Source organism: Ensifer sp. Root127, assembly GCF_001425225.1.
Taxonomy (GTDB): domain Bacteria; phylum Pseudomonadota; class Alphaproteobacteria; order Rhizobiales; family Rhizobiaceae; genus Ensifer; species Ensifer canadensis.
In genome coordinates this window covers 305024-316681 of the sequence record NZ_LMDX01000023.1, presented here as the reverse complement: position 1 = coordinate 316681, position 11658 = coordinate 305024, and the positions used below count along the sequence as shown (strand labels likewise).

Annotated in this window: 10 protein-coding genes; all 10 read right to left on the bottom strand. The window is 62.5% G+C overall.

The annotated features are described in order from the left end of the window. Positions 1-8 precede the first annotated feature (8 nt). Positions 9-941 carry an XdhC family protein gene (locus tag ASD03_RS23670; RefSeq protein WP_057216859.1) on the bottom strand — a complete coding sequence of 311 codons (933 nt, stop codon included), beginning with the start codon at positions 939-941 and terminating at the stop codon, positions 9-11. 1 nt (position 942) lies between these two features. After that, positions 943-1530, bottom strand: coding sequence for a UbiX family flavin prenyltransferase (locus tag ASD03_RS23665; RefSeq protein WP_057207107.1), 588 nt, complete (start codon positions 1528-1530; stop codon positions 943-945). Positions 1531-1533: 3 nt separating this feature from the next. Next, positions 1534-2907 (bottom strand): UbiD family decarboxylase, encoded by a 1374-nt coding sequence (locus tag ASD03_RS23660; protein ID WP_057217211.1) that lies wholly within the window; start codon positions 2905-2907, stop codon positions 1534-1536. A 61-nt stretch (positions 2908-2968) separates the two neighbouring features. After that, positions 2969-3913, bottom strand: coding sequence for an amidohydrolase family protein (locus ASD03_RS23655; RefSeq protein WP_025430361.1), 945 nt, complete (start codon positions 3911-3913; stop codon positions 2969-2971). Positions 3914-3931: 18 nt separating this feature from the next. Beyond that, entirely contained in the window at positions 3932-4855 is a 924-nt protein-coding gene (locus ASD03_RS23650) for an amidohydrolase family protein (RefSeq protein WP_025430362.1), read from the bottom strand. A gap of 400 nt (positions 4856-5255) precedes the next feature. Beyond that, entirely contained in the window at positions 5256-6401 is a 1146-nt protein-coding gene (locus ASD03_RS23645) for a GTP-binding protein (RefSeq protein WP_057216856.1), read from the bottom strand. Next, positions 6398-8704, bottom strand: a complete 2307-nt coding sequence (locus ASD03_RS23640) for a xanthine dehydrogenase family protein molybdopterin-binding subunit (protein WP_057216853.1) — start codon at positions 8702-8704, stop codon at positions 6398-6400. Before ASD03_RS23640 ends, ASD03_RS23645 begins: the two co-directional genes overlap by 4 nt. Then, a complete protein-coding gene (locus ASD03_RS23635) occupies positions 8701-9183 on the bottom strand; it encodes a (2Fe-2S)-binding protein (RefSeq protein ID WP_025430365.1) in 483 nt (160 codons plus the stop codon). Before ASD03_RS23635 ends, ASD03_RS23640 begins: the two co-directional genes overlap by 4 nt. After that, on the bottom strand, positions 9180-10043 hold the full coding sequence (locus tag ASD03_RS23630) for a xanthine dehydrogenase family protein subunit M (protein ID WP_057216850.1): 864 nt from the start codon (positions 10041-10043) through the stop codon (positions 9180-9182). The genes ASD03_RS23635 and ASD03_RS23630 overlap by 4 nt, the downstream gene beginning before the upstream one ends. Positions 10044-10116: 73 nt before the next feature. Next, complete coding sequence (locus ASD03_RS23625) at positions 10117-11502, bottom strand: nucleobase:cation symporter-2 family protein (protein ID WP_025430367.1); 1386 nt, start codon at positions 11500-11502, stop codon at positions 10117-10119. Positions 11503-11658: the final 156 nt, after the last annotated feature.

The following is an 11658-nucleotide window of genomic DNA, read 5'->3' as shown; positions in this document are numbered from 1 at the left end:
TTCCCTGACTACTCGGACGCAACGCGTGATTTCGCGACATCTGCAACGACCGAAAGGGCAAGCGAATTCGCGTCCCTTGCCTTGTCGAAGATTCCGATTGGAGCCTTGATGCGGGCAAGGTCGGCCTCACCGTAACCGCGCTGCCGTAGGACCGTGCAGCGCTTGGCATGGGTGCGCCGGCTTCCGAGTGCTCCGATGTAGAAGACCGGCGATGCCAAGGCACGCTCGAGCAATGCCAATTCCCGGTCGATATCGTGGAACAGGAGCGCGACCGCGGTATCCCCGTCCAATTGATCCTGCGGAGGCATCCGGCCCCACTCGGCGGCAATGATCTCGTAGCCGGACGCGGCTGCGACGCGTGCCACGGCGCCGGCTTCCATCGGCGTACCGGCGACGAGAAGCTTCTGCCGTGGGCGGTAGGCGCGCACGAAGCAATCCCCTTGCCAACCGGTCGCCCCCTCGCCGGGCTCGAAGACGAGCGTCCGTTGGCGGGGATGGTAGCGCAGGCGAACGGGCGTGCGCTGCTGTAAGGCCGCAAGTGTCCGGAGCAGAACGGCTGCATCGCGGATGACGTGGATCGCGAGCGTGATGCCACCGCCGCAGGGCAGCACGATGTCGAGGAAGGGCGAACCTTCGCCGAACCGGAGATTTCGGTCCGTGCCATTTTGCAGGGCGATCACGGCCTCAGCCGCAACCGCCGCCTCGGTGCAGCCGCCGGAAACAAACCCGCAATAGAGGCCGTCTTGCCGCACCGCCATTTGCGCGCCGATAGCGCGGGCCGCACCGCCGTGGATTTGAACGAGCGTAACCAGGGCGGCAACGTAGCCGTCTTCAAGAGACTTTGCGGCAAAGCGCAGGATGTCGATCGCATCGTCCGACAGGAAAGCGGCGCGGGGAACTTGCGCGATCGGTTCCAGGTCGGGAGCAATGCGGGCGGTCATGCTATTCGGCCCCTGCCTGCGTTCCCTGCCAGCGCCGTACGATGCCAGGGTCGAGGTCGAAGAGGTCGAGCACGCGGCCAACCGTATGGTCGACCATCTCGCCGAGACTTTGGGGCTTGGCGTAGAAGGCCGGCACCGGCGGATAGATGATACCGCCCATCTCCGTGACCTGCGCCATGTTACGGATGTGGCCGAGATGGAGCGGCGTCTCGCGCAGCATCAGCACGAGGCGGCGGCGCTCCTTCAGCACCACGTCGGCGGCGCGCGAGAGCAGGTTGTCGGTCGTGCCGGTCGCGATCTCTGCCAGCGTCTTTACCGAACAGGGCGCGACGATCATGCCGAGCGTCTTGTAGGAGCCGGAGGAACAGACGGCTCCGATATCCTTGTTGGAATGGGTGGTCGTGGCGAGCGCCTCGAGATCCTGCTTCGAAAAATCCGCCTCGGCCGCAAGCGTGATGCAGGCCGCACGCGACATGATCAGGTGCGTTTCGATGTCGAGGTCGCGCAGCACTTCGAGGATGCGCTTGCCGTAGACCACGCCGGAAGCGCCCGAAATACCGACGATCATACGTCTGGGCCGCGTCGTCATCGCCTACCCCACACTTTCGAGGAGCGCCGCAGCACGGGCGGATGCCTCGTCGCTGATGCGGGCGCGCACGCCGTGGAAATTCGGCCCGCGCGTGGCATCGAGGCCCATGCGCGAGGTCGTGCCAATGCCGCTTGCCGAGGGATCGAGCGCATTGCCCGGCAGGCCCTCGATGATGACGACGTCCTTGTGGGGCTGGAAATGGGTGGCGAGCGCCCAGAGCACCTCGCTGTCGCGGGTGATGTCTACATCCGCATCCACGACGACGACAGTCTTCAGATACTGGTCCCAGCCGAGGAGGCCGAGCATCACCTGTCGGGCCTCACCCTCGCGCATCTGGTTCATCGCGATATAGGCGTGGAAATGAGTGCCAGAGGACGGGTAATGCACTGCCGTGATCGAAGGGAAGCGAGCCCTCAGCTTTTCCACCACTTCCGCCTCACGCGGCACACGGCCGAGATTGAGGTGTTCGGCGGAATTGCCGCCCGCAACGCTGATGAGGATGGCATCACGCCGACGCATAATGGTTTCGACGGTGAAGAGATTGTTCGTCGAGCGGTCGGAGGAATAGCCGGTGAATTCGCCGAACGGCCCCTCTTCCACATGGGCTTCCGGATCCAGCACACCCTCCAGCACGATTTCGGCATGGGCGGGAACGCGGATTCCATATTTCGGCGTGCGGACCACCTGCAGGGGTTCGCCCATCAGACCGCCGGCCACATCCCGCTCATCCTCGCCAAAGGCAAGGCGGGCGGAGGCGGCGAGCATGAAGAGCGGATGGCCGCCGATCACCATGGCGACCGGCATGGGCTCGCCCCTCTCCTTCGCCATATTCATCAACCGCCAGAGATGACCGCGTGAATGCAGCGAGGTCGCGAGCGAATTCCTCGAATGGATCATCGCGCGGTGATAGCTGAGATTGCCGGCACCGGTCTTGGGATGCTCGCCGATGATGATACCGCTGGTGATGTATTTCGCGCGGTCCGTGTCGAAGTGCTTGAGCATGGGCAGCGCGTGGAGATCGACGGCATCACCGGAAATGATCTCGTCAGTGACCGGGCCACTTTCCAGAAGCTCCGGCGTGAACGGCCGGTTGGCGCGCGCCTGATAGGCTTCATGCAGGGCGTCGGCGGTCGAGCCCAGAAGACGGGCGATGCGGTCACGCGAGGCGAAGATGTTCGAGAGCACCCCAGCTCCGATGCCGCTGACATTCGTGAGGTGCAGCATCGGATGCTGGCCCTTGTTGGCAAGGGTCCAGATCAGCGCGGTCACGTCCTGATCGTCCGAGACGGGCCGGTCGATGGTGATGACGTCCTGGCCATGGTCTTCCCGGTAGTCGGCCAGGAAACGGCGAACGTCTTGCTTGTGATACTTGGTCATGTCTCGGCCTCGATGCTGCGGATGGGTGGCGGCGCCCCCAAAGGGCGCCGCTGTCGTCAAATCAGGCGAATTCCAGATGCCGGCCGGTGGCACGATCGACACCGGCATAACTGTCCTTCAGGCGCGCCTGGGCGTCCCTCAGGTCGCGTGGCGGCGGCGATGGGTCGATGCCTACGAGCTTTGCGATATTGTTGCCGAGATAGCCTTCCAGATCGTCCTCGGAGAGGTTGATGCCGTGCGGCGGGTCCTTGCAAAGCACCTCGAGTTCGCGCAGCCACATGCCCGGATCGTTCGGTGGGCTGTCCGTCCCGAAGACAATCTTGTTCTTCGGCAGTTGCTGGGCAAACTCGACGATGCGCGACTGGAAGCACCAGCCGGATTCGCAATAGACATTGGGCGTGTCCATGGCCATCCAGAACGACTCGAACGAATAGTTGCCGCCCGTCTGAATTCCGAAATGGCCGATGATGAAGTTGACCATCGGGAATTCGCGGATGATCGGGTAGAACATCGTGGGGATCGTATAGGGCCCGTCGCCGGTGTGGATCAGCACAACCACGCCGAGTTCGGCGCACTTCTTCATTGCTGGACGCAGCCAATCGAGCGCGCGGTCGGGGCGATAGCCGTGCATGTTGGCGTGCAGCTTAAGCATCTTGAAGCCGTATTCCTTGACATGGAATTCCAGCTCCGCTGCGCCGTTTTCAGGCCCCCAGCGCGGGTTGTAGTTGAAGTTGCCGATGAAGCGGTCCGGGTATTTCTGGCAAAGCTCGGCGCAATAGGCCATGTAGTCGCGAATGCCGTCGCGGCCCTTGCGGTTGCCGTCGCGGTAGCCGGTATTGCCCGGCGGCGGCTGGATGAAGCCCATGTCGATCCGGCGCGGCTTGCCGTTGATCATATAGGGGCCGTCCATCAGCTTGAGCATGCGCTCGCCAGTGAAGGGCTCGCCGGTATGACGCCACGCCTCGTCGACGAGGTTGGTCGGGTGAAGATGGGTATCGATGATCATTGTTCACTCCGTTCAAATTTACGCGGCAAGTGCTACGCCGTGCTGGCGCAGATACGCCTCGGCTTCCTCGACGGTGGCCGGTGGTTTCGTCGCTTCCAGCCCGATCATCCGGGCGACGTTGTTGCCGAGATAATCTTCGAGCGTATCCTCATCGAGGTTGAGGCCCTGCGGCGGCTCGTGGCACAGCACTTCCAGAAGGTTGATCCACATGCCCGGCTCGTTCGGCGGCGTATCGGAACCGAAGAGGATCTTGTGCTTGGGCAGGACCTTGGCGAATTCGACGATACGCGACTGAAGGCACCAGCCGGATTCCACGTAGACGCTCGGCGTGTCGAGCGCCATCTGCATCGGCTCGAACACATAGACGCCGCCGGTCTGGACGCCAAAATGCGCCAGGATGAAGTTCACTTCCGGGAACTCACGGATGATCGGGTAGAACTCCGTCGGGATCGAGTACGGACCGTCCCCGGTATGCACCTTCACCATCAGGCCGAGATCGGCGCATTTCTTCATGGCCGGGCGCAGCCAATCGAGCGCGCGGTCCGGGCGGTAGGCGTGCATGTTCGCCTGGAGCTGCACCATCTTGAAATCGAACTCCTTGGCGTAGCGTTCGATCTCTTCGGCACCATTTGCCGTGCCGTAGCGCGGGTTGTAGACGAAGCAGCCGAGGAAACGGTCGGGATGCTCCGTCACCATCTTTTCCGTATAGGCCATGTACTGGCGGATGGCGGCCTTGCCTTCCAGGTCCATGACCTCGTGGGTGTAAATGGTGTTGCCCTGCGGCGGTTGGATGAAGGCCTTGTCGATACGGCGCGGCTTGCCGTTGACGTAATAGGGGCCGTCCATCATCTGCAGCAGCCGCTCACCGGTGAACGGCGCCCCGTCGTGGCGCCAAGCCAGATCCACCAAATCGGTGGGGTAGCAGCTTAGATCAATTATCATTGCGTTCTCCTGTCGTAGAGGGTCCGGTCGATGCGGGGCCGCGCAGTGAACCAGGCCGGCCGAAGCGGGCGTGGATCCGCGATCTCAGGAAATGCCGATGACGGGGAAGGAAAGCTGGTGCGGATGCCGCAGGGCGGCTGCAACCAACGGGTATTCCATTCTTCGTGAGCATCGACATCGCGGCCTCATCTTCCAACAGACGGTGAGCAATTGTCGGTGCTTCTACTCGCTGTCGAGGAAACCACGGGACGGGCTTTGTGTCAATAAAAAAATTAATATAACATATTGTTTTTAAATGATTTTTTCGACCACGGCAGCGACCGCCCGCGCGCTGGAGGGCGCGCGGGCGGTTCAGACAGAGGGACTTGCGCAAGCGGTGTTCGCGGCGGGAGAAGTGCCGCTAGGTCGCCAGGCATGCACGCAAGTTTCTGTCTATGCCGTCACGGTCGAGATTGCGGCCGATGAAGACGAATTTCGACTTCCGCTTGTCCTCGCCCCATGCGTGGTCCGGGCGGAAATCGACCAGCTTGTGCACCGCCTGGAGGACGAAGAAGCGATCATCATCGGCGACCGAAACGATGCCCTTGGTGCGGAAGACGTCGTCGCCGTGCGCACCGAGATAGCCCTTCAGAAAGGTCGCAAGCTTTTCGCGGTCGAAGGGGTCCGGATAGACGAAGGAATGGGATTTCACCGTCGCGTCGTGCTGGTGCGGGCGGCGAACGGGCTCGTGCGCATGGCCATGATCATGGTGGTGGTGGTGGTGGTGGTGGTGGTGGTCATGGTCGGGGTGGTCGCAGGCTGGATCGTGGCAGTCCGCGTGGATGTGGTGATGCGCGTCGTGGTCTTCGTCCAGGTCGATGTCGAGGATTTCCGCACGGTCGCGCACATAGGACGGCCGGAAGCCGTTGATGCCGAGGATGTTGGAGAGTTCGACGACGCCGTAGCTCGACCGCAGGATCGGCGCCGTCTGGTTGAGCTTGCGCAGCGAGCCCTCCAGCGAACCAAGCGCCTCTTCGCCGGCAAGGTCGATCTTGTTGACGATGATCCGATCGGCCGCGACAATCTGGTTGACCGCCTGGTTGTCGCTGCCGTCCAGCACCGGATCGTAGAGGTGCTGGTCGATATGTTTAGCATCCACCAGCGTCACCACCGCATCCAGCTCCACCTCGTCGGCGACGGTGCGGTCAACGAAGAAGGCGGTGGCCACAGGCGTCGGATCGGCAAGTCCGGAGGTTTCGACGATGATGTGGTCGAACTTGTCCTTGTGGCTGAGGAGCTTCTTCATCACGTCGATCAGGTCGTTGCGCACGTCGACGAAGCAGCAGATGCAGCCGTTCTGCATCTGGAAAATTTCCTCGTCCGAGGCAAGCACCAGGTCGCTGTCGACGTCCACCTCGCCGAATTCGTTCTCGATCACCGCGATGCGGTGGCCGTGCCGTTCGGTGAGGATGTAGTTGAGCAGCGTCGTCTTTCCCGATCCCAGGAACCCTGTCAGGATCGTGATCGGGAGCTTCTGCTGGTTCGCAGCTTCGATATGGATGTTCATGCGCCCTTCTCCCTCAAGGCTTTCAGAATGTCTTCCGGAGTGATCGGATAGTGGCGGAAGCGAACGCCGATGGCGTCATGGATGGCGTTGGCGATGGCCGGACCGATCGCGATGATCGGGTCCTCGCCGACGCCCTTTGCCCCCCACGGGCCGCCCGGATCAGGGGCCGCCTCGAGGATGATCGTCTCGATCTCCGGCATGTCCATCGACAGCGGCATCTTGTAGTCGACGAGGCCGGCGTTAAGGGACCGGCCGGTCGTCTTGTCGATCACGTAGTCCTCCGTGAGCGTATGGCCGATACCCTGCTGGATGCCGCCCTCGATCTGACCTTGCGCGGCGATGGGGTGGATGACGCGACCGACGTCATGCACCGGCACGACACGTTTGACCTCGACGATGCCAGTATCGGTATCCACGTCCACTTCGGTGAAATGCGCGGCGAAGGAGTAGGATTTGGTCGGCTCATAGGTACCGTTTGCAACGATATTGGCTGCAGGAATGCCGCGCGAGGGACCCATCGCCTCGGCCACTGTCATAACGCTGGTGGGATCCGTGATCAGGAAGACCTTTCCTTCACTGAGATCGACGTCGGCGGGCAAAACCTGCAGCTTCATTGCCGCCCGCTCCAGAACAGCAGCGCGGACCTTGCTGGCGGCCATCTTCGCAGCTGTGCCGACGAGATAGGTCGTGTGACTGGCAAACGCGCCGATATCCCACGGCACCACGTCGGTATCGCCGTGGATGATGCCGACATCCTCGAAGCGCACGCCAAGTTCCTCCGCGACAATCTGTGCCAGCGCGGTATGGGCACCGGTGCCAAGGCCTGCAGCGCCGGTCAGGAGGGTCACGGTCCCGTCCTCGTTGACCTTCACGGTGGCATTGCCCTGTTCCTTGATGCCCGGGTATGCAGACGACCCGTGCATCTCGCAACCGATGCCCCAGCCCTTGCGGATGTGCGGGCGCTTCGGGTCCGGCGTGCGGTCGCGATTGCGCAATGCTTTCCAGTCGACCACGTCGATGCCGTGCTTGATGCACATTTCCAGCCCGTGGCCGATGATCGGGTGGCCGGAGGGCGCAATGTCGCCCGCACGCACCGCGTTTCTCAGCTTCAGCTCGGCCGGGTCCAGGCCCAGACGCTCGGCCGCCTCGTCCATCTGGATGTCGAGCGCATAATAGCTCTGCACAACGCCATAGCCGCGGAAGGCGCCGTTGATCGGCGTGTTGGTGTAGACGCAACGTCCCTCCAGCCGCACATTCTCGCAGCGATAGAGCGAGGTGGCAGCAGTGGTGCCGACGATCGTCACTCCCGGCCCGTGCGAGCCGTAGGCGCCGGAGTCGTAGACGAGCTTCATGTCGCGCGCGACGATGGTGCCGTCGTTACGGAAACCCTGTTTCAGCCAGATCTTGCAGGGATGGCGGGCGCGGCCGGCAACGAAGGTCTCGTGCCGGGTAAATTCCATCTTCACCGGCCTACGCGTTTCCTTGGCGAGCAGCGCGCAGAGGAATTCGTGCTGGAAGAGGTCCTGCTTGGCGCCGAAGCCGCCGCCCATATGGTCGACGATGACGCGCACCTTGGTGAGCGGCAGGCCGAGGACTTCGGCAAGAATGCCGCGCACCATGAACGAGGTCTGCGTCGAGGTCCAGAAGGTGAGCTTGTTCGAACCGTCCCAGTCGGCAATGCAGACATTGGGCTCCATGTAGGCCGGATGCGGTCGCCCGCCGGAAAAGACGCCTTCGAGCACGAAATCCGCCTCGGCAAAACCGGCTTCCACATCGCCGCGGCTGACGCGCACCGGATCGAGCACCAGGTTACCGCCAGGCCCGACCTCGTGGATCAGTGGCGCGCCAGGCTTTGCGGCCTCCTCTGGCTCGAACACCGCCGGCAACGGCTCGTATTCGACTTCGATCAGGTCCAGCGCCTCGTCGGCGATCTCCTCGCTGATCGCGGCCACGGCGGCGACGCCCTCGCCCCAGAAGCGCACACGGTCGTCGAGGATATACTGGTCCTTGGTGCAGGAGGCTGAACGGGGATGTGGCGAGCCGTAATGCAGAACGCGCGGCACGGTCTCATGCGTCAACACCGCCTTGACACCGGGATAGGCGAGCGCCTTGCTGATATCGAGGCTCTTGATGCGGGCATGGGCGATTGCCGCACGCTTGATCTTGCCGTGCAGCATGCCGGGCAGTTTGACGTCGCCGGTATACTGCGCCTCGCCCGTCACTTTTTCGAGCACGTCGTCGCGGCGAACACTCTTGCCGACGATTTTGAAGTCGCGCTTTTCGATTGGGGTCGTCATGTTCATGATCTTGCTGCCTCCATCTCGCGCGCGGCGGATTTGATCGCGTCGAAAATCTTGGTGTAGCCGGTGCAGCGGCAGATATTGCCGCTGAGCCCGAAGCGTATGTCTTCGTCGGTGGGCCGCGGATTGTCGTCGAGCAGCTTCTTGGCCATCATCAGGATGCCCGGTGTGCAGAAGCCGCATTGCGAGGCTCCGTGCCGCATGAAGGCATCCTGCAGGGGATGCAGCGTATCGACGCCCGGCTGAAGCCCCTCGACCGTCTCGATCGCGCGGCCCTCCGCTTCGACGGCAAGCATCAAGCAGGCGTTGACCGGCTCGCCGTCTACGAGCACGGTGCAGGCGCCACAGTCGCCGACGTCGCAGCCCTTCTTGGTGCCGGTGAGACCGACGTCGTCGCGAAGCGCGTCCAGGAGCGAGCGGCAGGGATCAACCGCCATGTCGCGCGGCTCGCCGTTGATGGTGAGTTCGACGATCCGTTTCATGCGAAAGCCTCCAATGCCTGTTTGATGGCGCGGCCGGTCAGCACGCCGACCATATCGCGGCGGTAATCGGCGCTGGCGCGTACATTGCTGATCGGCGTGCACTCCTCCATCGCCTTCGCCGCGGCGCTCTTGACTGTTGCAGCGTCGAGCGCCGTGCCGCGCAGCACGCTTTCGGCCTGTCGCGCACGCAGTACGGTTGCGCCCACGGCACCAAGCGCGATGCGGATGTCGTTGCACACGCCATCCTCCATGGTCAGACTGACGGCGACGCCGACCGTGGAGAGCTCCATCGCTTTTCGGCGGCCGTGTTTCAGATAGGCCTTGCCGCTGTTTTCGAGCGCCGGCGGCACAGTAATGCCGGTGACGATCTCGCCCTTGGCGAGCACGCTCTTGCCAGGGCCTGTGAAAAATTCCGAAAGCGGGATCACACGCATGTTCGTGCGGCTGTAGATGTGCACGAAGGCCCCGTCGGCGATTAGCGGCGGAATCGTATCTGCCGAGGGTGAGGCGCGACAGATATTGCCGACAACAGTGGCGCGGTTGCGCACCTGGATGGAGCCCAGCGAAGCGAACGCGGCCCTAAGGTTCGGATAGCGCGCGCCCACCAACGGCAGACGCTCGAGGCGACCGACCGTCACCAGCGCGCCGAAGGTCAGGCCCCGCGTTTCGTCATAGGTGATTTCGGAAAGGCCGGGGATTTGCTTGATATCGACGACATTGCGCACGCGCCGCAGCCTCTCCCTGATCTCAACCAGAAGGTCCGTACCGCCGGCGAACAAAAAGCTGTCGTCGCCGAGCTCGGTGAGTAGACGAGCGGCATGCTCCAGCGTTTCCGCCCGATGGTATTCAAAGCGTCTCATGGGATTTCCCTTCGTTCGGGGTTCCGGCGGGGTTCCGGCGACGCGATGCCGCCGGACATGTGTCGGGTGCTCTTCAAATCGCGTCGGGCGCAGCGTTCTTAAGTTCAGGCTCCTCCGGCTCCTTGGCGGGAATGCCGTTGAAGAGGATGTTGAGAAGTGCCGCGGCAAAGGTGCCGACGAGAACACCGCTATGCAGGAACTTTTCGAGCGCCTGCGGCAGCTGGTCGAAGATCTTGTCGGCGACCACGGGCACCATGGCGAGACCGACGCTGACCGCCACGATATAGAGATTGCGCCGGTTGTTGGTGAAATCCACCTTGCTCAGGATCTTGACGCCGGTGGCCGAAACCATGCCGAACATCACGATAGCCGCACCGCCCACCACATAACTCGGGATGGATGCGCTGATGAAGGCGACCTTGGGCAGCGAGCCGAGCAGGATCAGGATGACGCCGCCCGTCGCCACCACCCAGCGGCTCATGACGCCGGTGATCTGCAACAAGCCGACATTCTGCGCGTAGGTCGTATAGGTGAAGGTGTTGAGGATGCCGCCGATGATGTTGCCGACACCATCTGTCCTCAGGCCGCGCGCCAGATCCGCCTGGGAAATCTTGCGGCCCGTCATGTCGCCGACCGCAAGGATCTGCCCGGTCGATTCGACCATCATCACCGTCATGACCGCACAGAGCGAGAAGATCGACCAGAACTCGAATATTGGCCAGCCGAATGCGAGCGGATGAATGATCCGGACCCAATCGGCATCCCCCACACCGCTGAAGCTGACCTTGCCGGCGGCAATCGCGATGGCGAAACCGACGCCGATGCCGAGCAGCACGGCGAGATTGGACAGGAAGCCCTTGAGATACCGCGTCATGAGCAGGATCGCGACGAGCACGATCGTTGCGACGGCTAGCGCGAAAGGCGCACCGTAGGCCGGGTTGGGGATCATTCCGTCCGGCCCCTTGATCATCGGCTGCCCGCCGGCCGCCCAGTTCACGCCGACGCGCATCAGCGACAGCCCGATGATCAGCATGACCGTTCCGGTGACGATCGGCGGGAAGAACCGCACCCATCGACCGAAATAGGGTGCTGCCAGAAGCGTGAAGACGCCGGATCCAATCACGGCGCCGATGACGCCGGGCATCCCAAGCTCCGGGTTGGTGCCCGTCGCGATGATCGAGGGAACCGCGGTAAAAGCGATGCCCATCATGATCGGCAGGCGAATGCCGACATTGCCGATGCCGACCGCCTGGATGATGGTCACCAGACCGCAACAGAACAGGTCTGCGCTGACCAGCATGGCGATCTGTTCCTTCGGCAGATGCAAGGCGCTGCCGATGATGAGCGGCACGGCAACTGCGCCGGCATACATGACGAGAACGTGTTGCAGGCCCAGAGCAAAAAGGCTCGGGATCGGATACATCTTTTCGACGGGATCCGTCGTTGCAGGATTGGACATTCGCTTTCCTCCCAGCGAATAGCTTCCGGCGCGGTGGGGCTTCGTGGCCTCGTGATTATGTCACCGCACGCCGTACGAGGAGGATCATGCGGCTGGCCAAATCAGCAAACAATCGGCATAATTATATTTATTCATCTAGTAACTGAATGAATGAGA

Bases quoted from the DNA above. Each gene is read 5' to 3' on its own strand.
- ASD03_RS23630 (WP_057216850.1), bottom strand. From the start codon at position 10,043: ATGAGACGCTTTGAATACCATCGGGCGGAAACGCTGGAGCATGCCGCT.
- ASD03_RS23640 (WP_057216853.1), bottom strand. From the start codon at position 8,704: ATGAACATGACGACCCCAATCGAAAAGCGCGACTTCAAAATCGTCGGC.
- ASD03_RS23635 (WP_025430365.1), bottom strand. From the start codon at position 9,183: ATGAAACGGATCGTCGAACTCACCATCAACGGCGAGCCGCGCGACATG.
- ASD03_RS23625 (WP_025430367.1), bottom strand. From the start codon at position 11,502: ATGTCCAATCCTGCAACGACGGATCCCGTCGAAAAGATGTATCCGATC.
- ASD03_RS23645 (WP_057216856.1), bottom strand. From the start codon at position 6,401: ATGAACATCCATATCGAAGCTGCGAACCAGCAGAAGCTCCCGATCACG.
- ASD03_RS23670 (WP_057216859.1), bottom strand. From the start codon at position 941: ATGACCGCCCGCATTGCTCCCGACCTGGAACCGATCGCGCAAGTTCCC.
- ASD03_RS23655 (WP_025430361.1), bottom strand. From the start codon at position 3,913: ATGATCATCGATACCCATCTTCACCCGACCAACCTCGTCGACGAGGCG.
- ASD03_RS23650 (WP_025430362.1), bottom strand. From the start codon at position 4,855: ATGATAATTGATCTAAGCTGCTACCCCACCGATTTGGTGGATCTGGCT.
- ASD03_RS23665 (WP_057207107.1), bottom strand. From the start codon at position 1,530: ATGACGACGCGGCCCAGACGTATGATCGTCGGTATTTCGGGCGCTTCC.
- ASD03_RS23660 (WP_057217211.1), bottom strand. From the start codon at position 2,907: ATGACCAAGTATCACAAGCAAGACGTTCGCCGTTTCCTGGCCGACTAC.